General features: G+C 47.7%; 22 protein-coding genes. 8 read left to right on the forward strand and 14 right to left on the reverse strand.

Translation table 11 applies throughout. From position 1 onward, the window contains the following. Positions 1-20: 20 nt before the first annotated feature. Positions 21-980 carry an AraC family transcriptional regulator gene (locus PCH02S_RS03135; protein ID WP_407670019.1) on the reverse strand — a complete coding sequence of 320 codons (960 nt, stop codon included), beginning with the start codon at positions 978-980 and terminating at the stop codon, positions 21-23. A 217-nt stretch (positions 981-1,197) separates the two neighbouring features. On the opposite strand from PCH02S_RS03135, the gene PCH02S_RS03140 reads away from it, so the two are divergent. Further along, on the forward strand, positions 1,198-2,421 hold the full coding sequence (locus PCH02S_RS03140; RefSeq protein ID WP_127449991.1) for an aspartate aminotransferase family protein: 1,224 nt from the start codon (positions 1,198-1,200) through the stop codon (positions 2,419-2,421). Between the two features lies 1 nt (position 2,422). Here PCH02S_RS03140 and PCH02S_RS03145 read toward each other — a convergent pair whose 3' ends face one another. After that, positions 2,423-3,259: a phytanoyl-CoA dioxygenase family protein gene (locus PCH02S_RS03145; protein WP_127449993.1), complete on the reverse strand. Its 837-nt coding sequence runs from the start codon at positions 3,257-3,259 to the stop codon at positions 2,423-2,425. A gap of 132 nt (positions 3,260-3,391) precedes the next feature. On the opposite strand from PCH02S_RS03145, the gene PCH02S_RS03150 reads away from it, so the two are divergent. Next, on the forward strand, positions 3,392-4,252 hold the full coding sequence (locus tag PCH02S_RS03150; protein ID WP_164819417.1) for an AraC family transcriptional regulator: 861 nt from the start codon (positions 3,392-3,394) through the stop codon (positions 4,250-4,252). 330 nt (positions 4,253-4,582) lie between these two features. On the opposite strand, the gene PCH02S_RS35540 is transcribed toward PCH02S_RS03150, so the two are convergent. Further along, positions 4,583-4,738 (reverse strand): hypothetical protein, encoded by a 156-nt coding sequence (locus PCH02S_RS35540; protein ID WP_157321851.1) that lies wholly within the window; start codon positions 4,736-4,738, stop codon positions 4,583-4,585. A 174-nt stretch (positions 4,739-4,912) separates the two neighbouring features. Between PCH02S_RS35540 and kduI the strand changes: the two genes are divergently transcribed. Genes kduI through PCH02S_RS03170 form a run of 4 tightly spaced genes read left to right on the forward strand, consistent with a single transcriptional unit; the run spans position 4,913 to position 8,139 of the window. Next, positions 4,913-5,746, forward strand: a complete 834-nt coding sequence (kduI, locus tag PCH02S_RS03155; RefSeq protein ID WP_127449997.1) for a 5-dehydro-4-deoxy-D-glucuronate isomerase — start codon at positions 4,913-4,915, stop codon at positions 5,744-5,746. 35 nt (positions 5,747-5,781) lie between these two features. Continuing rightward, a complete protein-coding gene (locus PCH02S_RS03160; protein ID WP_127449999.1) occupies positions 5,782-6,537 on the forward strand; it encodes a DeoR/GlpR family DNA-binding transcription regulator in 756 nt (251 codons plus the stop codon). An 18-nt stretch (positions 6,538-6,555) separates the two neighbouring features. Further along, positions 6,556-7,308 (forward strand): 2-dehydro-3-deoxy-D-gluconate 5-dehydrogenase KduD, encoded by a 753-nt coding sequence (gene kduD / locus PCH02S_RS03165; protein ID WP_127450001.1) that lies wholly within the window; start codon positions 6,556-6,558, stop codon positions 7,306-7,308. After that, positions 7,309-8,139: a sugar phosphate isomerase/epimerase family protein gene (locus tag PCH02S_RS03170; protein ID WP_127450003.1), complete on the forward strand. Its 831-nt coding sequence runs from the start codon at positions 7,309-7,311 to the stop codon at positions 8,137-8,139. A gap of 53 nt (positions 8,140-8,192) precedes the next feature. On the opposite strand, the gene PCH02S_RS03175 is transcribed toward PCH02S_RS03170, so the two are convergent. The 6 genes from PCH02S_RS03175 to PCH02S_RS03200 form a co-directional block, all read right to left on the reverse strand. Then, complete coding sequence (locus PCH02S_RS03175; protein WP_127450005.1) at positions 8,193-8,411, reverse strand: hypothetical protein; 219 nt, start codon at positions 8,409-8,411, stop codon at positions 8,193-8,195. A gap of 92 nt (positions 8,412-8,503) precedes the next feature. Further along, a complete protein-coding gene (locus PCH02S_RS03180) occupies positions 8,504-9,511 on the reverse strand; it encodes an LLM class flavin-dependent oxidoreductase (protein ID WP_127450007.1) in 1,008 nt (335 codons plus the stop codon). Positions 9,512-9,830: 319 nt separating this feature from the next. Continuing rightward, positions 9,831-10,646, reverse strand: coding sequence for a carbohydrate ABC transporter permease (locus PCH02S_RS03185; RefSeq protein ID WP_127450009.1), 816 nt, complete (start codon positions 10,644-10,646; stop codon positions 9,831-9,833). 20 nt (positions 10,647-10,666) lie between these two features. Continuing rightward, positions 10,667-11,542 carry a carbohydrate ABC transporter permease gene (locus PCH02S_RS03190; protein WP_174806721.1) on the reverse strand — a complete coding sequence of 292 codons (876 nt, stop codon included), beginning with the start codon at positions 11,540-11,542 and terminating at the stop codon, positions 10,667-10,669. Between the two features lies 1 nt (position 11,543). Further along, positions 11,544-12,845 carry an ABC transporter substrate-binding protein gene (locus PCH02S_RS03195; protein WP_127450011.1) on the reverse strand — a complete coding sequence of 434 codons (1,302 nt, stop codon included), beginning with the start codon at positions 12,843-12,845 and terminating at the stop codon, positions 11,544-11,546. Positions 12,846-12,889: 44 nt separating this feature from the next. Beyond that, entirely contained in the window at positions 12,890-14,083 is a 1,194-nt protein-coding gene (locus PCH02S_RS03200) for an LLM class flavin-dependent oxidoreductase (RefSeq protein WP_127450013.1), read from the reverse strand. A 248-nt stretch (positions 14,084-14,331) separates the two neighbouring features. Here PCH02S_RS03200 and PCH02S_RS03205 point away from each other — a divergent pair, with 248 nt between their 5' ends. Together PCH02S_RS03205 and PCH02S_RS03210 are read left to right on the forward strand one after the other, a co-directional pair. Further along, on the forward strand, positions 14,332-15,204 hold the full coding sequence (locus PCH02S_RS03205; protein WP_127450014.1) for a helix-turn-helix transcriptional regulator: 873 nt from the start codon (positions 14,332-14,334) through the stop codon (positions 15,202-15,204). Between the two features lie 112 nt (positions 15,205-15,316). Then, on the forward strand, positions 15,317-15,511 hold the full coding sequence (locus PCH02S_RS03210; RefSeq protein ID WP_127450016.1) for a hypothetical protein: 195 nt from the start codon (positions 15,317-15,319) through the stop codon (positions 15,509-15,511). A gap of 364 nt (positions 15,512-15,875) precedes the next feature. Here the strand turns inward: PCH02S_RS03210 and PCH02S_RS03215 are convergent, their stop codons facing one another. The 5 genes from PCH02S_RS03215 to PCH02S_RS03235 all read right to left on the reverse strand — a co-directional run bounded on the left by PCH02S_RS03215 (position 15,876) and on the right by PCH02S_RS03235 (position 22,521). After that, the gene (locus PCH02S_RS03215) at positions 15,876-17,660 is read right to left on the reverse strand and encodes a sensor histidine kinase (RefSeq protein WP_127450018.1); all 1,785 of its coding nucleotides are present in this window, start codon (positions 17,658-17,660) and stop codon (positions 15,876-15,878) included. A gap of 145 nt (positions 17,661-17,805) precedes the next feature. Further along, on the reverse strand, positions 17,806-18,687 hold the full coding sequence (locus PCH02S_RS03220; RefSeq protein ID WP_127450021.1) for a carbohydrate ABC transporter permease: 882 nt from the start codon (positions 18,685-18,687) through the stop codon (positions 17,806-17,808). Beyond that, the gene (locus PCH02S_RS03225; protein ID WP_127450023.1) at positions 18,684-19,595 is read right to left on the reverse strand and encodes a carbohydrate ABC transporter permease; all 912 of its coding nucleotides are present in this window, start codon (positions 19,593-19,595) and stop codon (positions 18,684-18,686) included. Before PCH02S_RS03225 ends, PCH02S_RS03220 begins: the two co-directional genes overlap by 4 nt. Positions 19,596-19,661: 66 nt before the next feature. Continuing rightward, complete coding sequence (locus PCH02S_RS03230; protein ID WP_127450025.1) at positions 19,662-21,086, reverse strand: ABC transporter substrate-binding protein; 1,425 nt, start codon at positions 21,084-21,086, stop codon at positions 19,662-19,664. A gap of 112 nt (positions 21,087-21,198) precedes the next feature. Then, positions 21,199-22,521: a response regulator gene (locus PCH02S_RS03235; RefSeq protein ID WP_127450026.1), complete on the reverse strand. Its 1,323-nt coding sequence runs from the start codon at positions 22,519-22,521 to the stop codon at positions 21,199-21,201. Positions 22,522-23,386: the final 865 nt, after the last annotated feature.

A 23,386-nucleotide genomic window follows, 5' to 3' on the forward strand; every position in this document is an offset into this window, starting at 1 on the left:
GCACGAAAGAGAAACCGTTATCAAATTTCTAACTTCCTCGTCTCACTTTTGTCAAAAATCCTAACTTCTTTGGGATAGTTTCGTTTCTCCGCATACATGGATTTACGAAAATCGGTGGGAGTCAGACCCGTATAATCTTTGAAAAGCATATGAAAATACTGCCGGCTTCCAACACCGATGTACTCACAAATATCAGAAATCGGCACATTGGTTTCGAGGAGCAGCATCTTGGCCTTTTCCATCCGAATGCCGGTTAAGTAAGCCATTAATGTCTGTCCAGTCAAAGCTTTGAAAATCCGCTGCAAGTACCCTGGATGCAAATTAACAGCCCCGGCAATATCCTTCACTTGAATATCACGGTCATAGTTCTGATGCAAATACTCCATCGAAATCTTGACATATCTTTCACTCTGTGCCTCACCGCTATTGACCGTTTCACGCCAAAGCCGTGCAATACGTATCAGTAGTTGTGTGATCAGGAGCTGAACCATCAAGTCGCTTTTATTCGCTGCTTTATCCAGCTCCAGCACCAAGCTTTTCATAATATGGTACACTTCATCCCCATCCCGCAGCACCAAATAGGGAGCTTCTGATGCCAGTAAGGCGATCAGCAGATCATCTTCGCCAGCCAATTGTTGAATCGAGGGGTATACCCCTTTATTGGGAATAAATCGAAATTCTACATTGAGCATTCTGCATGGATTAGCTGCATCGACGAGCAAACGATGGGGGACGTTGGCATTTATGATCATAAATTCGCCTTTTTTGAGCGCGACCTTCTCGGTATGTGCCGGCTCAGTTTGAACCTCAATTTCGCAATAGCCTTGAATTGTATACATAATTTCAGTGGCATCATGACGGTGAAAAGGCATTTCAAAGCCTTGCCATTGTTTAAAATAGTACGCCATCACATGCGGGTGACCGTTTGATTCCATCAAGAGAGCCGGAAATAACGATTCGTTATCAGGCATAAACGTCATCTTTCCCTTCCACAAAACGTTGTCATTCCTATCGTCATTGTAACCGCCTATTCATAAAAAGAAAATCGTCTGGCAGCCAATTGCGTACACCCTGGAGCAGAACATACCCAAACCAAATAAAAATGGACAAGCCTGCTAATTTTGAGATTGAATAAAAATACGATATTATGTATAATTATTCATTATTTCTTATTTTTATTAAAAAGGATGTGTCAATGTGAACAAGGAAAAATCATGCACAGATGAATTATTGGCTGAGGCGAATGCCTCAATTCTATTCATTGCAAACCGACCTCAGGTCGTTATGGAACGTGGCGAAGGGATGTATCTCTGGGATACGAACGGGAACAAATATTTGGACTTTATCGGGGGTTGGGCGGTTACCAGTTTAGGCCATTCGCCTAAAGTCATCACTGATGCACTGCTGGAGCAATCAGGCAAGCTTGTGAATGCCAGTCCTGGCTTTTTTAATAAGCCGATGGTTGAGTTTGCCCGTCTATTGACAAGCTTATCGGGGTTAGAGCGAGTATTTTTTGGCAGCACAGGTGCGGAGGCCAATGAAAGTGCGATTAAACTTGCCCGTAAATACGGGGCTGTCCGTAAAAATGGCGCTTACGAAATTATTACAGCGAAGCGAAGCTTCCACGGGCGTTCGTTGGCGACTACGGCGGCAACAGGAAAAGCCGGCTGGGAGCACATGTTTGCTCCGCAACTGCCCGGCTTTGTGAAGGTGCCTTATAATGATATTGAAGCCATGAAACTAGCGATTACTCCGCTTACTTGCGCTATTTTCGTTGAGCTCATCCAAGGTGAAGGCGGTGTGTATGAAGCTGATCCCGCCTACATTCAAGCACTCCGCACCCTATGCGATGAGCAGGGGATTTTGCTCATGTTCGATGAAGTGCAAACAGGAATTGGCCGGACTGGAACCATGTTCGCCTTCGAACATTATGGCGTAATGCCTGATGTGCTCACACTTGCCAAAGGGATTGGCGGCGGATTTCCGTTATCGGCGATGCTTACGAAAGAAGCATATAACCTTTTTGAAGCAGGCGACCAAGGGGGCACCTATACCGGGCAACCGCTTGCCATGGCCGTGGGCCTTGCTGTCGTTGGCGAAGTGCTTCAGCGCAAGCTTCCTCAGCAAGCCGCAGAGCATGGAGCTTATTTGCTGCAAAAGCTGCATGGTATTAAGGAGCAATACGGCGTGACCGGTATCCGCGGAAAAGGATTATTGCTAGCCTTTGATCTTCCTGAGCCGCGTGGCGCCGAACTGGCAGCCGCTTGCCTGCAAGCCGGCTTGCTGATTAACTCGTCGGGTCCAAGTACCATCCGGTTGATGCCCGCTTTGATTGTATCGAAAGCGGAAATCGACGAGATGATGACTCTTTTGTGCGGCGTGATGGATCGAATCTTTAAAGATGTAGCGTTACTGGACTGACTTATCTTTGGAACAAAACCGGAAAATAGTCGTTCGCAAAAAGCTGACCCTGCTGTGGACGCGGCCCCAACAGCCGGATATTGTCATGCCGCTGAACGCCTGCTCGATAACTTGTGCCACCCGGCATCAAGTGCGCTACGATTGACAAACGAGGCTCCGCCGTTGTATTCGCACCGGACCCGTGGAACGTTAGTCCGTGATGAAAGCTAGCCTGCCCTGCCTTCAAAATGCAGGGCTCTTCCACCCAATCGCGGCCTGCGGCATATTTATCCCGGAGCTCTTCCATGTTGGGATTGAAGAACGTGTCGCTGTCCGGAATCAGCCCCCATTTATGCGAACCGACGATCGTCTTCATCCCGCCATTAGTCAGGTCTGTGTCCTGAAGCGCAATCCAGACTGTCACCATGTTGGGATTGCTGGAACACTGCCAGTAGCCATAGTCTTGATGCCAGCCCACATTGCCTACGGCCGTCACTTTGTCACCAACACCCGGCTTATAGATGACCTGATCATGCCACAGTCGAACTTCATCTGTTTGCAGCAAGTCTGCCGCCAGCTCCCCGATCAACGGATCCGTGACGGTGCGGCGAACCTCATCATTAATCCACCAACCGTTGTCCAGCTTGCGCAGGGCGTCAGGGTTGGAAGTTGGCCGATAATGGTTCATCGGCAGCCCGTCTCCATCATAATCACCGCTCCAAATGCGTTCGTGCGCCTCACGAAGTCGTTCAATCTGTCCATCATCCAGCAATTTCGGTGAAATCCAATAGCCGTCCCGATCGAAAATCTCCTTATCCTGCGTAGTAATTTTGTAAGTTCTTTCTGCCTGCATAGTCATAGTAACATGCCTCCTTCTTCGTCTTGCTTTCATCATACGGGTTCTGCCGGTTATTGACGTTCATAGACCTGCTGAGTAGTATGAGAAACATAGAAGATAAATAAGAACATGTTTGAAAAAGGAGGCTTGCCTGTGGCTGCCAAACAAAGTCCCCGCTGGACCTATGATGCCGAGCTACAAGCATCGATTCCTGATGTTCCGGAGTTGGTCCTTTTCGGCTTCGATGAGATCAAATCGGCGCTCCCCCTTTCCTATCATCAGCATGACGGCTATGAATTTGTACTGGTAGAACGCGGGAAAGCGAGCTGGGAGCTGGACGGGCAAGTCTATGAAACCAAAGCTGGCGATGTCTTTCACACTTGCCCTGGCGAGCTGCATCGCGGTGGCTTCAACGTCATAGAACCGAGCCGGTTTTGGTGGTTCATCGTCACGCCTCCCCATACGGAAGATTGGCTCCGACTCCCTTTGGAAGAAAGCGAAAACATCGCTAGCGCTTTGCAGATGCTTCCGCGAGTTCGCCATATCGGCCTGCAAGCCATTCAAGGCTTCAGGCAGCTGGGCGATGCAATAAACAGCAGCAGCCCGATGCGCTCCACCGCCGTTCGCCAGGCGGTTATGGGACTGCTGCTTGCCATCGTGCAGGCGAATGAGCGTATGTTTGCGCTTGCGGACGATCTGGCCAGTCAATTCGACCTGCTGCTCCGCCGCATCGAGGATGAGCCTGAATGGCGGCCGGATGTGGAGGAATTGGCGGGCATTGTCCGCGTCAGTCCCTCCCATTTTTTTCGGACTTTTCAGTCGTATACAGGACTGCCTCCCATGAGTTATATCGAACGGATGCGCATCAAAAAAGCTTGCAGCTTGCTCGCGGAGAGCTCCGGTACCATTACCGAAATCGCAAATTCGCTTGGCTACGCCTCTTCCCAGCATTTTGCCACTGTGTTTAAGCGCATCATTGGGATGACGCCTGTGCAGTGGCGAATGTCGCGATGAGGGTGGGGATATCGCGAACAGAGCTAAGGCGGCTGACACCGACACCTTAGCGGAACTACAAGCCGCTATTTCGCAAAAAAGCGGCGATAGTGCTGTTGCTGGGGAACTACAGGGCTCTATTTCAATGTTTTAGGCGGAATTTCCGCCAAATACCTTGAAATAGCGGACCGTAGTTCCCCTTCCTTATATAAAAGGCGCATTTCGCAGAAATAGCGCCCTGTAGTTCGCATCTGCGGCTGGGCTCAGCCGCAGGGGATTTTTGAGAGGGGCAAGCCTCCCCCACAGTGAACCAAAAAAAAGAACGAAGCAGCAACCCGCTTCGTTCTTTTTTTAATCCCGCTCGTTCGTCGAGAAGGCGCTTTTGATGTTGTCCATAATTTCCTCGACCGCCTCACTGACCAAATCGGTTGGCGTCGTACTTTCTTCCTCTGGCTTCGTCGGGATTGTATCGTTGCAGACGTGGTCGAAATAATGACTTTTATCCATAGACATAACCTCCTGTAGGGTTGTTTTTTCCTAAATCTTGCTCCTTTATTCACTTCGATGGAACGATTTGTAACCTCCTCCGAAAACACTTGCTTAATCTGGCTGATTGGAGTAAATTAAACCTATATGAACCCATATCAACACAAATAAACCATTCCAAGGAGCGATTATCACATGGATATCCGTTACGCATCACACCCGAACGAAGTTAAACAATTTGACACAGAGCGTTTGCAATCCGAGTTTCAAATCAACGCTTTATTTGTTCCAAACGAGATTAAACTAGTTTACTCCCACGTTGACCGTTTTATCATTGGCGGCGTTCTTCCGATTACAGGTTCCCTGCAGCTGCAAGCCGATAAGAAAGAAATGGCGGCTGATTATTTCTTGGAGCGTCGCGAAATCGGTATCATTAACGTTGGCGGACGCGGGACAATTACGGTTGACGGTACGGTTTACAACATGGATTCCAAAGATTGCATCTACATCGGACTAGGTTCCAAAGACATTACTTTTGCCAGCGAAAATGCGGCTGATCCTGCTAAATATTACTTCAACTCAACGCCTGCTCACAAAACATACCCAACGGTAAAAGCGGCCATTAGCGAAGCGACTCCAGCCCATCTGGGCAGCATCAATACATCCAATGAGCGTACAATCTACAAATATATCCACTTGGATGGCATTCAAAGCTGTCAACTAGTTATGGGTATGACCCTTCTTAAACCGGGTAACATGTGGAACACAATGCCTTCACACACACATAACCGCCGTTCTGAAGTTTACTTCTACTTCGACATGCCGGAAGATGCGGTTGTTTTCCACATGATGGGCGAGCCGCAACAAACACGTCACGTTGTTATGCGCAATGAGCAAGCAATCATTTCCCCAAGCTGGTCGATTCACAGCGGCGTAGGCACTAATAACTATACATTCATCTGGGGCATGGCTGGCGAAAATCAAATGTTCGATGATATGGACGCCGTGGCTATGAAAGATTTAAAATAATCGGTAATCTCTCTTTTGGAAAGTGATGATCATCGATGAACCCTTTACGCAGATACGAAACCATAATGGAAATACTCCTGGCGCAGAAAGAAGTCACGGTTAACGAACTAAGTGAACGACTGGATGTAACAGGTAAAACAATTCGTGAAGACTTGGCCAAGCTGGAGGAAAAAGGGCTGCTCGTCCGCATTCATGGCGGCGCTATGCTCGCTCAAAGCGATCAGCTTGGCATTCTTTCGGCGAAGGAGCCGATTGTCAAACATGCCGATCAAAAATCGGAAATCGCGACGATTGCCCTTCGCTACATTCAGCCTCGAGACATTATTGCCCTCGATGGCGGCAGTACAACTCTTGAGATTGCTAGGCGGCTGGACAATCAGCCGCTTACTGTCGTGACCAATGATTTGTACATTATTTCCGAGCTCCTTCATAAGGAAGAAATCCGGCTTGTTGTTCCTGGCGGGTACCGAACGCGGAATATGCTTGCCGGGCCTGAAGCTGTTGCCTATGTGAGCTCGCTGAACATTCAGAAATCGTTCATTTCTGCAACCGGCGTTCATCTGCAGCACGGCTTTACGATTTATACGAGCGATCACGCCGACTACAAACGCGCATTGATTGCATCCAGCGCAGCCGTCTATGGCGTTGCCGATCACTACAAATTCGGCCAATGCGCCCTGCGCACTTTTGCCTCGTTGTCTGAGGTTGCCCTGATTATTACCGACAGTAATCTGCCTGCAGAAACGGCCAAGCAATACCGTGATGCCGGCATCCAAATCGTCACTCACTAGTGAAAAGGAGTATGTTTCATGACACTTTTTAACTTAGCAGGAAAAACAGCTTTCGTAACCGGAGCTTCCGGCGGTCTAGGACAAGCAATGGCCATCGGACTTGCTGAAGCAGGCGCTAACGTCATTGCTGTCTCTTCTTCCGAAAGCGTACAAACCGTTGAAGCGATTCGCGCATTAGGCGGTAAAGCTGAGCTGATCGCAGCTGATTTGAGCAACGAAGACATCCTTGAGGATGTCGTGAACCGAGCTGTCGGCATTTATGGCGGCATCGACATTCTTGTGAACAACGCGGGAATCATCCGTCGTACACCGGCTGTTGACCATTCCCGTGAAGACTGGCACGATGTCATCGACCTGAACTTGAACTCCGCTTTCTTTTTATGCCAGTTAATCGGCCGTCACATGATCGAGCGCGGCAGCGGCAAAATCGTCAACATTGCTTCTATGCTGACTTATCAAGGCGGCATTAACGTGCCTGGCTACACAGCTAGCAAACACGCGATTGCTGGTGTTACGAAGGCATTAGCGAACGAATGGGCCGGCAAAGGCATTCAAGTTAATGCCATCGCACCTGGTTACATGACAACGAACAACACTGCGCCAATCCTGAAGGATGAGAAGCGCACACAGTCGATTACAGAGCGTATCCCGGCTGGCCGTTGGGGCTCCCCTGAAGATCTCAAAGGACCTGTTGTGTTCTTGTCCTCCAATGCTTCGGATTATATGAACGGACACGTATTATGCGTGGACGGCGGATGGATGGCGAGATAGATGGGTATCGGGACGCTAGCTCACACGGTCGGTCATCTTCCACTGAATCAATTAACAGAGAAACTGCGTGGACGAGGCGTTGACTTCGTGCAGTTGGCTCTAAGCAAAGCTATCAGCGATATCGACACAAGTTTGGGCAAGCTCAGCCCTGGACTCGCCAATCATATTGGCGAACAGTTCCAGCGCGCTGGCATCCGTATCGGCGTACTCGGTTGCTACATCAATCCAATTCATCCAGATCCGCAGCAGCGTCGCCATGAAATCAACAGATTCAAGGAGCATCTGCGTTATGCCAGAGATCTCGGAACGTCCATCGTCGCAACGGAAACGGCGGATTTGACGACTTATCTCACGCAGGATCCCGAGCGTTATGAAGCCATCGGTTGGGAACTTCTTAAGCAAACCGTTGAGGAACTAGCAGAGGAAGCGGAGCGTTGGGGCGTTCATATAGGACTTGAACCCGTATTCACGCACACATTATCCAGTACGGAGAAAATGGTGCGTATTCTGGAAGAAGTCCCATCGAGCAATTTAGGGGTTGTCTTTGATCCCGTAAATTTGCTTCCTCCAACGGCCATTCAGGCACAAGAGACATTCCTGGATGAAGCATTTGCCGCTTTCGGTGATCGCATTGTTCTGGCACATCTGAAGGATGTTATCGTACAAGACGGCAATCTGAAGTCTGTCCGTTCGGGCGAAGGCATTTTCCAAACCAAATCATTTCTGGAAAAGCTTCATCGTGCAAAACCGGGCGTTGACATTTCATTAGAGCAGCTTACCGATGAAACGATGAACGATGCCTTCCATTATGTTAGAAGCCTTATGCCTTAAAACAAACTAAAAAAACCTATTCAGATCTTCACAGGATCGAATAGGTTTTTTATTTATGTTTTAGGTTGCTCCCGTACGACGCGAGCAGGCCGTTCGACCCAATTCTCGCGTTTCATTGGCCGTACTTGATTAATCGGATTATTATAGTCAATCTCCGGATTTTTGCCTTCAGCCCTTGCAGCCTCAGCAAGCTTCTCTTTATAACCCGTTCCAGGTGCCGGTCCGCCGCCCCCATTGCGCTTACCTTTATTCCAAACTCTGTTCTTGCTCATCTCACCACTCCATTTTTTGTTTAAGTGTAAGGGCAAGAGCAGAAAAACGCAAATATTTATTCACGGAATCTGCAAAGCGGAACTTAACAAGATCAGCCCTGCATGTCAAATACTTCAGCCAATAACCGGTAGGAGTGAATTCTCGCGGCCACATCATGAATCGGTGACACCACCATTAATTCATCAGCTTGATAAGCTTCGTTAAGCTTAATCATTTGTGCTTTAACTTGCTCCGGTGTACCCACGATCCGTTTATGCTGACGGTCTTGGATCAACGCCAAATCCCCCGGTGTATAAGGATAATTCGTTGCCGTCTCAGCCGAAGGAAAAGACGGCAGCAATGCGCCGCGGCCTAGTGACAGGAAAAACAAATCCGAACTCGATGCCAGACGTTTGGCCTCTTCTTCCGTATCCGCGCAAATCACCATAATCGCTGCAAGCGAGTGTGCTTTCTCATTCAGAATCGACGGCTTAAAGTGCTCACGATAAATCCGCAAAGCCTGCTCGCAATCCGCATTGCCAAAAAATTGCGCAAAACCAAAAGCAGCCCCTTGATCAGCAGCGATTCGGGCACTGTCATAGGAAGAACCCAACAGCCAAATTTCCGGCGCAGTCTCAATAATTGGAGAGGCGTGCAAAGCCGCAAAACGGTGGCTCGGCGGCAGAGAATCATATAAATAACCCGTTAGATCAGCAACCTGCTGCGGGTATTGATCTACACTAGTGTATTTCCCCTCCTGCAGAGCGCGCGTGGATATCGGCATTCCACCTGGTGCGCGGCCAAGACCAACGTCAATCCGCCCCGGATGAAGGGCCTCCAGCAACCGGAAGTTCTCCGCCACCTTATAAGCACTGTAATGAGGCAGCATGATGCCGCCGGATCCTAATCGGATGCGATTCGTTTTGGCAGCCAAATGTGCGATGAGCACCTCTGGACTTGAGTGCGCAAGCGCTTGTGACGCATGATGTTCCGAAACCCAATACCGCGAATACCCTAATTTATCCGCTTCTTGCGCCAACTCCGTCGTTTCGGCCAGCGCACTTGCCGCGGTGCGGCCTTCCCCTATTTGTGATTGGTCCAAAATACCCAATTTAAACATCGTCGATCACCTCACCTCTAACTGTAACACAAGAAAGCACAGAATAGCAAAAAACAGTCAAGCATCATGCTTTGACTGGCTCCAAAACGATATGGAATAGCTGTGCCATCGCGTTTTCATTGGACAAAATCCAATATGAACACCCTTTTCAGGCGAAATATCGCCTTCTTGTTGGATCAAATCCAACGGCTTCGTGAAAAACAGCGCTATTAGGTTTAAAAATCGGGCTACCATTGGATTTCATCCAATGACAACCCTCGTCTCTTCAACTGCACAGCCTGCGCTTAGCGAAAACTGAAAACTGACGGCTGCCATCCACTTATCCCTTCAATGACCCCGCCATCACACCAGCTACAAAATAACGCTGCAGAAATAAAAACAGCACAACCATCGGCGCCGCGGTGATCACTACGCCGGTTAATAACATCGGGTAATCCGTCACGTATTCCCCTCGAAACTGCAGCATAGCAAGCGGAAGCGTGAGCTTCGACTTACTGTTGATGAGCAGCATCGGGATGAGCAGGTCATTCCATACCATGACGAACAAAAAGGTTGCCGTAGCGGCCAATGAAGGCGCCGACAAAGGCAGAGCAAAACGCGAGTACAATGTCCATTCGCCTGCCCCATCGATGCTGCCGGCTTCCAGAATCTCTTTGCTCAATACCTGCATGAAGCCTTTCAGCATGAAGACGGTTAGTGGCATCAGCATGGCGACAGATACAAGAATCAAGCCGTATAATTTGTCCGACCAGCCAAGTTTGTGCGTTAGCGAATAGATGGGCAGCATGTTCACCTGAGAGGGAACGATCAGCCCGGCAAGGAACAGAGCAAACAAAATGGCTGCGAGTCTGCCACCCAATCGAAAAATCGCATAGGCGACCAAGCTGCCCAGCAGCAGCTCAATCAACACCGTGCCTAACGTCACTTCTACACTGTTCCAAAAATACTTGATGATCGTCTGGCCTTTGAACATGGACGTAAAGTTAGATACTGTGAACGGCTTCGGCCAACCCAGCGGTGAAGCAAAAAAATGCTGCGTCGACTTAAACGACGAAATAAATACAAAATATAAAGGCGCTGCAATAATAACTGCATACAGCAGCAGCACAACGCGACCAAACCATTTCATTCCCATATTGGTCAACCTCTTTTGGATTAATACGAAACACGGTCTGCACGCAGCGCTTTGAACTGTAGAAGCGTCAAAACAGACAACAAAATAAGGAACAAAACAGAACCGGCGGAAGCCATGCCAAAGGAATAATTAGCAAAAGCCGTGTGATAAATGTAGGTGGTTAAAATTTCAGTCGCATAATTGGGGCCGCCGTCCGTCATGGTAAAGATTAAATCGAAGGCTTTAAACGATTGAATCGTCGTATAAGCAACTACAATCGTCGCTGACGGAGCCAGCAGCGGCCAGGTTACTTTGCGGAACACTTGCCACCTGGTACCCCCATCCATTTTCGCCGCCTCATACAACTCTTCCGGAATCGCGTGTAAGCCAGCAATAAATACAATCATCATTTGCCCGGCATGCGCCCAGACTTGAACGCCGGCTATGGCGTAAAGCGCGATTTTGACGCCGCCAATCCAATTTTGCCCCCATGCCCCAAGCCCCGTTTGGTTGAGCAAGGTATTGATCAATCCTAAGGATGGATCGTACATAAACGACCAAATCAACCCCACCGCCACCGACGAGAGAATGGTCGGGAAAAAGTAAAGCGCGCGCAGGAGCACGTGAATTCTACTATTTTTTACGAGCAGCATGGCTAGTGCCAAAGACACCAATGTTTGCGCGATCACAACCGTCAGCATGAATTTCGTATTGTTCCAGAGCGCTTTCTGGAAGACGATGTTATGCAGCGTTTTGGCGTAATTGTTCAACCCGACAAGCTGATAGGACGGCGATACGCCGTCCCAATCTGTAAACGAGTAAAACAATCCGGTTAATGTCGGTGCTACGAATAAGAACAAGTACAGGAGCGTTCCCGGCAGAAGGAACAGCCATAACACACGGCGATTATGGGTCATCTTATTTGACTAGATGCTGATCGATAATAGCCTGCGCTTCTTTCGCAGCATCCTGAGGCGATTTACCGCTGAGCACAGCCTGAATGGAATTCGTAACCGCCTTCTGATTATCAGCATTCGTGATGCTGAAGCGTGGCTGGAAGAGTGTTTTCTTTCCTGCCCACTCTGTCGCTACCTGAAGCTCAGGCGATGTGTACTGGACGTCTTTGACCGTTACATTTTGCCCCGTCTCATTCGCATACGTACCCGCAATCTCCTTACGGCTCAAAAATTCAATGAATTTCTTAGCTTCAGCCGGATGCTTGGATTTGCTATTCACGGCTAGCATAAACGTACTTGTGTGGACACCTTCATATTTCGCCTGGTCAGCGGCAACTGTGATAGGAGCGAGCAATTTTTGCTCCAAGTTCGGATTTTGCTTTTTATTTTGCGCTAATTGATAGGATCCGCTGGCCAGAATGGCTGCTTTTTCTTGGATAAAAAGAGCCCCTGCCGCCGCGTCTTTTGTGCCCAGCGCATCAGGCTGGAGATAACCTTTATCGTTAAGCTCCTTGAATTGCGTTAAGGTTTTGACCCAGAACTCGTCGGTTAATTTCGCTTGACCCGCTTCGACTTTGGTGAAAATATCGGCGCTTGGTTCATTGTTCATCACCATCGTATTCATAAATTGCCCCGGACCAATATCCGCGCCTGCAAAAGCAATGGGAATGATGCCGTTCTTTTTCAGCGTTTCGCATAAAGCCAGAAAGCCTTCCCAATCCTTCGGCGGAGTCAGATTAAACTTTTGGAACAGTTTGACGTTATAAATCGGATCGTTGTAAACCAGCTGGTAGGGCACCGCCACTTGTTTACCGTCTTTTTTGCCTACTTGTATAAGGGTATCGTTAAAATTGCTCAGAAATTTTTCCGAAGACAAATCCGTGAAAATGCCTGCTTTAGATAACGCTTCGAACTGCGCGCCAGGGAACGTTGTGAACACGTCACCTACAGAACCGTCCGCCAGTTTGGCTTGTGCAGTGGATTGATACTGCTCCGAGGGCATTGTTTGCATCTCGACCTTAATGTTTGGATTCTCGGCCTGGAATTTGGCAATAATGCCGTTCAAGGAGTTCACGTCTTCTCCACGCCAATGCAAGAAGCTAATGGTTACAGGTTTGCCTGAAGCAGCAGCGGTCGCGCCAGCTCCGGCAGATGCGCTTGGTGTTGATGCGGTGTCTGTATTCGATCCGCAAGCTGCCGTAAGGATGGACAGCAATGTGATTGTTGCAACAAGGAACCCGCTCTTTCTTTTATGTTTGTTCATGGAAAGACCTCCTGATTAATTGTTTCGTTATGATGCTGCTTGCTTTATGCGTTAGACGGCACTCCGGCCTTTTGCAGTTTCAATTGCCATTTTTCACGGAATAACGGAAGTGCAGCTTGACCAAATGTTTCCGCCTCCTCCAGATGAGGGTACCCGGAAAGGATGAACGACGAGACGCCTAATTCGGCGTATTCAACCAAACGATCCGCAACCTGATCGGCTGTGCCTACAAGGAGGATTGCACCACCGGACCGGACAAGGGATAAACCCGTCCACAAATTAGGTCCTACGACGAATTGCTGATCCTTGGAAAGCTCTCTCAAATCGTTCTGCCGCTGCTGATTGGTCGCATCGGTTTTGGCAAACGCCGCTTGCGCTTTCTCAATCGCTTCTGGCGATACCTTGGAGATGCTCTCCCAAGCTGCTGCCCAAGCCTCTTCTTCCGTATCACGAACGAGCACTTGCGCTCTCAGTCCGTAACGAAGAGGACGGTCTACTCCTGTTTCTGCCGTATACTCGGCCCGAACTGTTTCAATCTCACTGATCTGTTCGCGAATCCAATCATGAGGTTCTCCCCACATCAGATAGGTGTCAGCAACTTCAACCGCCAATCGCTTCGCAGCAGGCGAGCTTCCTCCCAGGTAAAAAGGCGGATGAGGTTTTTGAACCGTTAACGGGGAAGAAACGGGACGATTGAATTGATAATACTTCCCTTGGTAAAGCTGGCTCTCTTTCACCTTTTCATTCTTCGATGCATCCGCAAACTCGGATGCCGCGAGGACATCGGTTTGCGTCCAAGCTTGCTGCATAACCTCTACATACTCTCTAGCACGCTCGTATCTTTCATCATGGGCATGTGCTAGTGGATCCCCTAATTCTTCCAAATCCTGCACGGACGAGCCGGTTACGACATTGATCATGGCCCGCCCTCCGGAAAGCACATCCAATGCCGCTCCCATCCGCGCTGCCAGTACAGGGGCGACGAGTCCGGGACGTACGGCTACTAGCGGCCGCAAAGTCGTCGTGTGGCTCATCACGGCTGAGCCCACAACCCAAGCGTCCAAGCAAGCTCCCCCGGTTGGAATCAGGACAAATTCAAATCCGGATCGTTCTGCCGTTTGGGCGACATCGATTAAATAATCTAACGTAGCTTCCCTCTCCGGGGCTACCCCAACATATTTACCATCACCGGATGTCGGCAAAAACCAACCAAACTCAATCTCTTTATGAAGTGTCATCTCAGGCTCTCCTGTCGACTTGATGTTATTTTTATTTTTGTTATTTCCAGTTGTCTGGTCAAAATCCTACAAAATAGGTAGGAATAGAATGTATTTGTATCATAACAACGAACCACGGGCGTGGTCAATGTCATTTCGCGTTATTTTCAACTTGTCAATTTGTGGTTTTTGGTCTTATGATGGAATTGTCATTCTGCTTGCTTCATGAAAGTTCATTGGGCTGGGCATGTGAAAAAGAGGTGTAGTCAATGAGGAAAAACATGCGTGAAGATCATCATGAGTATTTGGAGATTTACTATTTTACCCCTTCCGAATTTGAAAAAGCAGGCAATGTGTGGCCCATCCGCATCGGCCATAATATTGCGAAATCCAATTATCATATCGGTCCCAGGACGACGCCTTATTATTATTTGATTTTCGTGCTGGACGGCCAAGGGACATTTCATCAAAACAATCGGACTTTCCCACTAGGCAAAGGAGATATGTTTTGTTTATTTCCACAGGTGACGCATGAGTATGTGACCGTCGCGAGCCATCCGCTGCGTAAAATCTTCGTAGCTTTTGACGGGAAGCAGTCGCTTCATTTGTTGGAACGAATCGGGCTGAGTCCTCACTCGCCTCATCTCTCGGGCGCTGCAAGCGAACAAGCTCTCAGCCTGATGTGGGACTTCATAAGCGCTGTCAGCGAAGGAGAACGCCAAGCAACGGATTTGACGAGACTGAATCATCTGTATCGTGTTTTTGATTCGTTATCCGGCATGTACAGACCCGCGGCCCCTCACGAAAACCGCGCCGATACCTGGCTGCAAATGGGCCTCTCTTATATGCAAATCCATTATGCCGAAGGAATTACGGTACAGCGAGTATCGGAACATGTTGGCGTAGAAAGAACACATTTTACCAAACAATTCGGCAAAACGTACGGGGTCACCCCGATGGAGTACCTCCAAACCTTGAAAATGAATGAAGCCAAGCTGCTTTTGGAGCAAACAACGTATACACTTTCCGAAATTGCCAATTCCGTTGGCTATCCTGATTTATTTAGCTTTTCTAAAGCGTTTAAGAAGCAAATTGGGATGCCCCCAACCCTCTATAGGCAGCAAAATAGAAGCAATTCATGATATTTCCATGAAATAAGCCAAGAATTGACAATATCTATCAATTTACACCTCTACCAAAAATCTGCGATTGATGATAGTTTAAGATATACATCAAAGCGAGGGAGAGATCAGAATGAGAACCATTTATGAGAATTACCGAGGCTTCAAAATTAGTAAAGAAGAAAGCACCTATAATGCTATCTCTTCAGACCATGTTATTTTTAGCCGCTGGCAGCTGAGTCAGGTCCTGGACACGGTCGATCAATATGTGGATATCATGGATCCCAATACATCAACGAATAGCGAGTTTGGTTTACCGCAAAACTAAACTTAAACATAGCCTCACGTGAAAGAACCTAGTGGTATTTTTTATACCGCTAGGTTCTTTCACGTGTTAAATTTCAGAAAACCTAGCGTTAATTTCCGCTTAGTTTTCAGTCAAAGGGAACTGGCGTCCGCTATTCTCGTGAAAATCGATCTATCCCCTCCCGAGCGGAACTACAGGGCTTTATTTCTCCTCCTTGGCACATTTTCCGGGTGGAAACGGCCAAATAGCAGACGCTAGTTCCCGTCACAGTCAGAACGTCTGCCTTTTCCGGGAAATAGAGGCCTGTAGTTCCCTGAGGCTAAGCGGTTGGACGATTGCATTTGTACCGAGCCAGGACAACTCCACCCGCAGTAGTTCCCAAGCCTCACGCCGGAGGCTGCTTCCATTCATTCTCGTCAAGGACAGCCGGAATCTCAATCAAGGCGCGTACGCCTTGATCTTCTCTATGGCTGTAACGCAAACCGTAGCTGCTGCCAAAATGCAGCTGAATCCGCTTCTGAACATTAATAATGCCGAACCCGCGATTGTTTTCTTTGCCTTTTAGAATCCCATTCAGCATCTCAATATCCGCCTGCCGGTAACCGTTATCTTCCACGCTGATCATGACGAGACCATTCCGCACGCGTACCGTAATCCACAACTCCCCGTCTTGACTCATATGCTTGATGCCATGCAGGATGGCATTCTCAATAATTGGCTGCAGGATGACCTTCGGTACGAGGTACTTTTTGGCCTCCTCCTCAATGTCCCAATGCACCTGAAAAGCGTACTCATAGCGGAACAATTGCAAGCGGACATAAGCCTCCGCATGATTCATTTCCTCCATAACCGGAATCAGCAGCTTTCCTTTACTTAACCCAATTCGCATAATCAGCGATAAGTCCTTGATCATTTCAGCAGATTCCGTCGCGCCTTCCATGAAAGTATGCCAATAAACAGATTCCAGTGTGTTGTACAGGAGATGCGGATTAATTTGCGTATGAAGAATCGATAATTCGATTTCCTTATGCTTTAACTCCAACTCATATTGATCATAAATCGTCTGATTCAAACGGTCCGTCATCCGGATAAAATGATTGCTGAGCAGCACGATCTCATTTTTACTCTCCGAATGCATGGAGATGGCCAGCGGCCTGCCTGGATGATAGGAATTGGTAATACGCGCCAGCCTCGAAATCGGCTTCAAGATCGATTGAATAAAGTAGATGCTGGCCAAAAATAAAATCAAAAAGTAAATAAACATAATCCAATCCACGAGACGCTGAACACTAATATGATCGATAATGATCGATTGAACCGGCACCCTCATGAGCAGTTTCGTGTTCGTAGCTTCACTTGTATGAATGACATGCATGTACTCCACGCCGGCTTCCTTCAGCTTATAAACACCCTCCACTTTATCCGCAGCTGCGGGCACTGTAGAACCGATCTGGAATTTATCCGTGTTGGTGGCAAGCACCGTGTTTTCTTGGTCCAGCAGCATCACTTGCCCATCCGCATATTTATCAAAAGGCGAAAAATCCTGCTGCAAAGGCGTCTCAATGCCCGACACGAGCAAGTAACCGATGACCGTTTCTCCATTATAAATGCTGTTGAGCTGCCGCAAATAAGCAACGGTTTTCACGTTATTCGGATTATAGCCGAACTTATCTATAACGCGAAGAACCCCTTTCCCCTTAGCTTGACTAACGGATTTGTACCAAGATAGCGCATTCAAATCCGTGGCATAAAAGATTCCGTTGTTTAAAATATCCGAATTCGGCACGAACGAATACTGCTTATCAGTGTCTGAAAAGAACATGGAATAACGAATCGCATTCGTTGAATAATTACTCAAATATTTATCCAGCGTCTTGAAGATTTCAAACCGCTCATATTCCGATGAGGAGGGGATGCTCACGAGCTGTTGAATCTCCTGAGAAATCATGATTTTCTCCGTCTTTTCCTCGAAATCGCTGCTTTCTCTATCCAACGTTAAGTGGCTGCCCCGCACTAATTGCAGCAAGGCGTTGCCCACCTGCTCCTCTGTAATCGACTCCAGCTTTTTGGCGACAACCAGATCCAAGACCAATATCGGGATGACAACGAATAAGATGAGCAGGACGATCAGCTTTTTCATCAGATTCATATTACGCAGCATTTTTCGCATACTGATTCCCCCTTCCTTTCCAGCCGTTTCATCAGGTCATACTCCCGATATCCCTTGCTTTCACCTAGTTTCGCGATCTCAGCGACATTCTCCTTTAAGCAAAAGAAAACGCCACCAGAAATAGTTTCTGATGGACGTTATTTGCTTATCCTTTTACACCGGAAACTGAAATGCCACGAATAATAAATTTTTGAAAAACGAGGAAAAACACCACCGGCGGCAGCATCGCCATCGTCAGCACTGCGAAGCGGACACTCCACGGGATCACTGATGTCGAATAAACGACGTACAGATAAATCCCGGTAGCCAGAGGATACATCCCTCTCTCCGACATCACGAGACTAGGCCAGTAAAAATCGTTCCACGTCGCCGAAAAAGATAACATCAGAAGTGTACCTATAATTGGTGTTGAAAGAGGAACAGCTATCCGGATGAAGGAGCTGAATTCGGTTGCGCCATCTATCCTCGCCGCTTCCAAAATCTCTTTGTGAATGCCGTCAAAAAAGTTTTTGAGCAGCAGCATGAAATACGCATTCGCCGCAGCCGGCAGCCAGAACGCCCAGTAGGTATTCAGCATCCCGAGGCTTTTCAAATTGAGCAAGTTAGGCACAACGTACGTGGCTGGCGGAATGAGGAGTGTAGAAAAGAAAAACAGCGTCACCCATCGTTTGAAAGGAACTTTCAAATGAGACAGCGCGTATGCCGCTAATCCGATCAACAGCAGGGAAACGATCACATTGCCGACATAGATGAACACGGTATTTTTGAGAAATGTCAACAAGGGCAGATCGAATCCGGTAAAAGCATCCTTATAGTTGGTCCAAACCCAGCTCTCCGGGAAGAAGGTCGGAGGGAAAGCGAAAAATTCCTCCCGCGTTTTTAATGAGCCAAAAAATGTATTGAAAAACGGGTACAGCATCGTTACACCCATCAAAAGCATCAACACCACCATGATGGTGTAACCCGTGCGCACCGTGCCTTTTTTCATATCAAATCTGGAAATAATACCGCGTTCTTCTTGCTTCATGCCTTCTCACCTCTACGCTGCAGCAGATTGTATAACACAGACAACAGGATTAAGACAAAAAACATTAAGCTGCCCATCGCGCTTGCTTTGCCAAAATCAAGATCCCGGAATGCCGTATGATTGAGCCATAGCAGGTACGTTAACGTTGCGTTGTTCGGCCCGCCATCGGTCATGGATAACTGCGCTTGGAAGCCCTGTGACGTTGTAATCACCTGCAGAAGCAGCAGGAGCAGCATCAGTGTTCGGATACTGGGCAATGTGATGTAGCGGATTCGCTGCCACACGCTCGCCCCGTCAATCTCCGCCGCTTCGTAGATATCCCTCGGAATTCCTACAATAGCGGCGATATAGATGAGTGTAGCCGCCCCGAAGCTTTGCCACGTTTCCAGCAGAACGATGGAACCCATAGCGAGCTTAGGGCTGAAAAATTGCAGTTGAGGAAGCCCCAACGTTTGCAAAAAGGAGTTAATCGGACCTACTGCATCATAAAACCACTGCCACATGCCGTACAAAACGATAGCAGGAATCGCACTGGGCAAGTATCCGATAATGCGCGCTCCTCCCTGAAACCACTTTAATTCCGTGACTGCGATCGCAACAAGAGGTGGGACCCAGAAGCCGATCACGATACCCAGCGCCATATAATACAAGGTATTTTTGACAGATATCAGCAGAAGCTCATCCTGAAAAATACGAAGATAGTTTGCAAGGCCAATAAAATGATTGCCATCCACAAAATCAATATTGTAAAAGCTGTAGAAAATCCCTTTTATAATGGGCACCCACAAGAAAATAATAAACAACACAATCTCCGGGATGACGAATAACGTTCCCCACAAATACCAATTGATCTTCTTCTTAACGGTGCTTGCCGCTGCGACAGGCTGAACACTTAGTTCTGCATCCATCTCCAACACTCCTTATGAAATCGGACCTAAACCGCAAAGGCAGCTTAGATCCGATTGTTCCGGTCGCTATTCGACTTTCACTTTATCAAAGACTTCCGTTTGCACTTTATTCGACGCGTCTGTCAGAGCCTTTTTCAAATCTACATCTTTGGTTGTGAACACTTTTTGGATTACATTGGCCATCTCTGTGTAATACTTTTGCGCTTCATATTGGGCTTCCGGCTTGCCGTCCCAGAGGCTGAGCAGCTGCGGATCGTATTTGAAGACGTTGTCATATTTAGCTAATAAGTCCGTATACTTCTTACCGAAATCGGAGGAATCTTTCCAGTAGTTGATTGGCTGCGGAATGTAGACGCGGTTTTTCGTTTTACGGTCCTCGATCTCTTTTTTCGTGGAGTTCAAGAAATCGTCCGTGAAGTACTCATCCGTAATCCATTTGAAAGCCACCGTCTGCTGATCCTTGTCACTCTTCGGATTGATCACTCGGTAGTTGCCGCCGAGAACGCCCGTATGTTTGCCGCCTTTGGTAAGCGCAGGCATCGGATACACCACCATATCCTCTTTGGAGATACCGCCTTCGTTAATCGCAGCATCTGCTGCATTTCCGCTTCCGCACATCACCATCGCGCCGCGTCCTTGAGAAAATGCGCTTAATGCATCCCCGTAACCGAGTGCCCAGTTTTGCGGAATCAAGTTTTCATCTTTCAGCTTTTTATAAAATTCAAGCGCTTTCAAGCCAGCGTCTGAATTGAAGATTCCTACGACTTTGCCGCCATCGAGCTTTTGCACATCTCCGCCCGCTGCATAGAGGAAATTCGTCCAGTTCCAGCCCGCTTCAGGACCTTTGCCCATTGGGATAAATCCTGCGATACCTTTGGCCGGGTCGTTGATTTTTCTCGCAGCTGCAAGAAGGTCATCCCACGTCCAATCCATTGGCGGCAGTTCGACACCTTTCTCTTTGAACAACTTTTTGTTCAAGGTAATCGTCATAACGTAGCCGTCGATCGGCACTCCGTACGTTTTGCCATTCACAACAAACGGTTTGGAGAGGAGATCATTCATGTCTTTCGAATGCTCCCAGGCGTTCATGGAATCGGTGATGTCCGCTACCCATTTCTTATCAACAAGCACCTTGCCTTCTGTTGCATACGTTGTATATTCGGTCGGAGCGCTGTTTGAAGCCATTTTGATCCCGATTTCAAGCGGATTATACTGCCAGTCGTCTTTCTTAAATTCAACGTTCGGATTTTTCGCTTTAAAACGGGCGATCCGCTGATCCAGTTGATCATTTTTCTCTTTTTGGTCCGGCTTGAAGCCTTGGGCGGTGATGGTCACCTTTTTGGCTGCAGGCGTTGCGGTGGAAGCGTTGGTTGCTCCCGTTGCGGCAGGACTCGCGCTTGGCGCGCTTGTTGTTGTGGATGATGTACCGCATCCTGCCAAAAAGACCGTCAGGGCAATCGCCGTAATTGCGGATGTCTTCTTACCTCTCATAGTAGGTTCCCCTTTCAAAATCATGTTAGTTACGTTTGCTGCTACAATTCCGATTATAAGGGGTACCCCGGCAGCCTTGCGATGTGCCTTGTTACGCTAATCATGTCGCATATTACGGTCCCGCCACTTTGATCTCCGAAATATTTACCCCGAAATGCTTTTTAAATATTTTGCTAAAATGCTCCGGCGATTCGTACCCGATCTCCTCCGATATCTCGTATCGGCGTTTATCTGTTGTGAGAATCAGCTGTTTTCCTTTTTCCATACGCAGTTGGGTCACATAATCCCAAATCCCCTGGCCCATCACTCTTTTAAACAAATAACTCAAGTAATTGGGGCTCAAATGCACACTGTCTGCGATGTCCTGCAGCTTCAGTCCTTTATCGCAAAAATGATGTTCAATATACGTTTTCGTCTCAAAAACAATGCGATTATTCGCCTCGTCCACTTGCGTGATCGTTAAATTCTGCTCATTCGTCGTTTTCCCGATATCCTCTATGTAAAACATATAATGGTCTTTCTGCGTCTCTCCCCACGTCAAGCTCTCCATCGCTTCTTTGTAGATGACGGGCCATTTGATGATGCCTTCCTGAATGCGGCTGATGCCGATTTGGCATTTGACATTCACATATTTTTGCAAATTCGCATGAATCATTTGAGCGACCATCAGCATCTGATTAATACTGAGCGTTCCCTGTTTCTCTTCCTCAGGAATTTGCATCAACAAGGAAAACGTGGAATTGTGCGTGTTAAAAACAAGGTGGCTCCACTGGCTTGCGGTCTCTTCAATAATATTCAAAGCGGCGTATTTCAGAAGACTACGGTCTTTCAGCGTCGCAATCTCCTCATCTCTAATGCCCCCCCGGTTTAGAAATAGCTTGATCACCAGCATGCTGTAATGGGTGCCGGACGCACGACTTCCGAGCTTCTCCCTAATGTCGGGCACTTCGGATTCATGGACGGTTCCCGTGACAATCTCGCTCAAATAATAGTTCATTTCCAGCGTCGTAATGTCCGCCAGCGTTCGATTGCCTTCCCAATTGGAAAAATGCTGCTGCCGTTCTTCCTTTTCCTTGAGCAGCTTCGCTGTAACCGCAATCAGGTGCGGCGGCGTAATCGGCTTCACCAAATATTCCTTGGCTCCGAAACGAATCGCTTTCTGGGCGTATTCAAACTCGCCATGAGCTGATAAAATGACAATCGGAATCGATGGGTCTTCCATGAATATATTTTCAATTAATTCAATGCCGTTCATCTTTTCCATTTGAATATCGGTAAACACGAGATCAATTTTCTCCAAATGGATAAAATCGAGCGCCTCAAACCCGTTATATGCAATAAAAACCTCGCCAATATCCAGCTTGGACTGCTTCAAAATGGTTGCAACACCCTTACAAATCATCGGCTCATCATCGACAACTAAAATATTTACCATAGTTCACCTCGGTATTCTTTTCATGCATCCTCTTCATTTTATTGTACAACAATTGGCTTTCCTATGGTTTTTATTACGTTTATTGTGTCGGATGTAACTATGCGCAACTTTCCATAAACCCTCGGGAGTCTGAGTACTCGAAACCAAAGTGCGGGAACCTGAGTACGGAAACCTAGTACGGGAAAATAATTGCCATAAACCCCTACGTTAGAACACGGGGAGGGAATTGGATATGGGGTTCCAACCGTTTCTTGAAATCGTGTTTCTTTTGAATTTATTTTTATGGTTTAAACACGATTTCAAATACGGGCGCTACGCTTTTCCACCCCATATCCATTCCCTTTTTGTTCTACTTGGAGTTGACTGCTGCTGCTGCTAAAACTTCATACTTAAACTACTTTTGGTGACTGGCATCTTGCCTCCATTTCCCATTGAATGACCTCCAATGAGTTGGGCATGTAGGCGTTGCGCTAGTACAACCAATACATTGCTGCGCTTCACATTGAATCACCAATGCAGCACTAGCGCTAGCAATTCACAACGAACACCATTTATCATTTATCATTTATCATTTATCACTCATCACCACTAATCCCACCACTACGTATCATTAGCTCAAGCAATCTACAACTAAATACCACTTAACACTCATCACCATCTCTCATTACTCCACGACACATCATTAGAACGCTGATTTCACCAGCGCTAACACTCAACTCCTCCGAAAGTCGCTCATAGCTCGCTCTTAAACTAGCATAAACAATTGAGGGGATCGATTGCCCCTCTTAATATCTCTGCCGGCTCTGGCCAGCCGCAGATGGTAACTACTGGGCGCTATTTCTGCGAAATGCGCCTTTTTTATAAA

The sequence above is a fragment of the Paenibacillus chondroitinus NBRC 15376 genome, assembly GCF_004000765.1.
Lineage (GTDB): Bacteria > Bacillota > Bacilli > Paenibacillales > NBRC-103111 > Paenibacillus_E > Paenibacillus_E chondroitinus.

Excerpts from the sequence above, each read along its gene's own strand:
- PCH02S_RS03135 (WP_407670019.1), bottom strand. The coding sequence starts at position 980 with ATGACGTTTATGCCTGATAACGAATCGTTATTTCCGGCTCTCTTGATG.
- PCH02S_RS03145 (WP_127449993.1), bottom strand. The coding sequence starts at position 3,259 with ATGACTATGCAGGCAGAAAGAACTTACAAAATTACTACGCAGGATAAG.
- PCH02S_RS35540 (WP_157321851.1), bottom strand. The coding sequence starts at position 4,738 with ATGGATAAAAGTCATTATTTCGACCACGTCTGCAACGATACAATCCCG.
- kduI (WP_127449997.1), top strand. The coding sequence starts at position 4,913 with ATGGATATCCGTTACGCATCACACCCGAACGAAGTTAAACAATTTGAC.
- PCH02S_RS03160 (WP_127449999.1), top strand. The coding sequence starts at position 5,782 with ATGAACCCTTTACGCAGATACGAAACCATAATGGAAATACTCCTGGCG.
- kduD (WP_127450001.1), top strand. The coding sequence starts at position 6,556 with ATGACACTTTTTAACTTAGCAGGAAAAACAGCTTTCGTAACCGGAGCT.
- PCH02S_RS03170 (WP_127450003.1), top strand. The coding sequence starts at position 7,309 with ATGGGTATCGGGACGCTAGCTCACACGGTCGGTCATCTTCCACTGAAT.
- PCH02S_RS03175 (WP_127450005.1), bottom strand. The coding sequence starts at position 8,411 with ATGAGCAAGAACAGAGTTTGGAATAAAGGTAAGCGCAATGGGGGCGGC.
- PCH02S_RS03180 (WP_127450007.1), bottom strand. The coding sequence starts at position 9,511 with ATGTTTAAATTGGGTATTTTGGACCAATCACAAATAGGGGAAGGCCGC.
- PCH02S_RS03185 (WP_127450009.1), bottom strand. The coding sequence starts at position 10,646 with ATGGGAATGAAATGGTTTGGTCGCGTTGTGCTGCTGCTGTATGCAGTT.
- PCH02S_RS03190 (WP_174806721.1), bottom strand. The coding sequence starts at position 11,542 with ATGACCCATAATCGCCGTGTGTTATGGCTGTTCCTTCTGCCGGGAACG.
- PCH02S_RS03195 (WP_127450011.1), bottom strand. The coding sequence starts at position 12,845 with ATGAACAAACATAAAAGAAAGAGCGGGTTCCTTGTTGCAACAATCACA.
- PCH02S_RS03200 (WP_127450013.1), bottom strand. The coding sequence starts at position 14,083 with ATGACACTTCATAAAGAGATTGAGTTTGGTTGGTTTTTGCCGACATCC.
- PCH02S_RS03205 (WP_127450014.1), top strand. The coding sequence starts at position 14,332 with ATGAGGAAAAACATGCGTGAAGATCATCATGAGTATTTGGAGATTTAC.
- PCH02S_RS03210 (WP_127450016.1), top strand. The coding sequence starts at position 15,317 with ATGAGAACCATTTATGAGAATTACCGAGGCTTCAAAATTAGTAAAGAA.
- PCH02S_RS03215 (WP_127450018.1), bottom strand. The coding sequence starts at position 17,660 with ATGCGAAAAATGCTGCGTAATATGAATCTGATGAAAAAGCTGATCGTC.
- PCH02S_RS03220 (WP_127450021.1), bottom strand. The coding sequence starts at position 18,687 with ATGAAGCAAGAAGAACGCGGTATTATTTCCAGATTTGATATGAAAAAA.
- PCH02S_RS03225 (WP_127450023.1), bottom strand. The coding sequence starts at position 19,595 with ATGGATGCAGAACTAAGTGTTCAGCCTGTCGCAGCGGCAAGCACCGTT.
- PCH02S_RS03230 (WP_127450025.1), bottom strand. The coding sequence starts at position 21,086 with ATGAGAGGTAAGAAGACATCCGCAATTACGGCGATTGCCCTGACGGTC.
- PCH02S_RS03235 (WP_127450026.1), bottom strand. The coding sequence starts at position 22,521 with ATGGTAAATATTTTAGTTGTCGATGATGAGCCGATGATTTGTAAGGGT.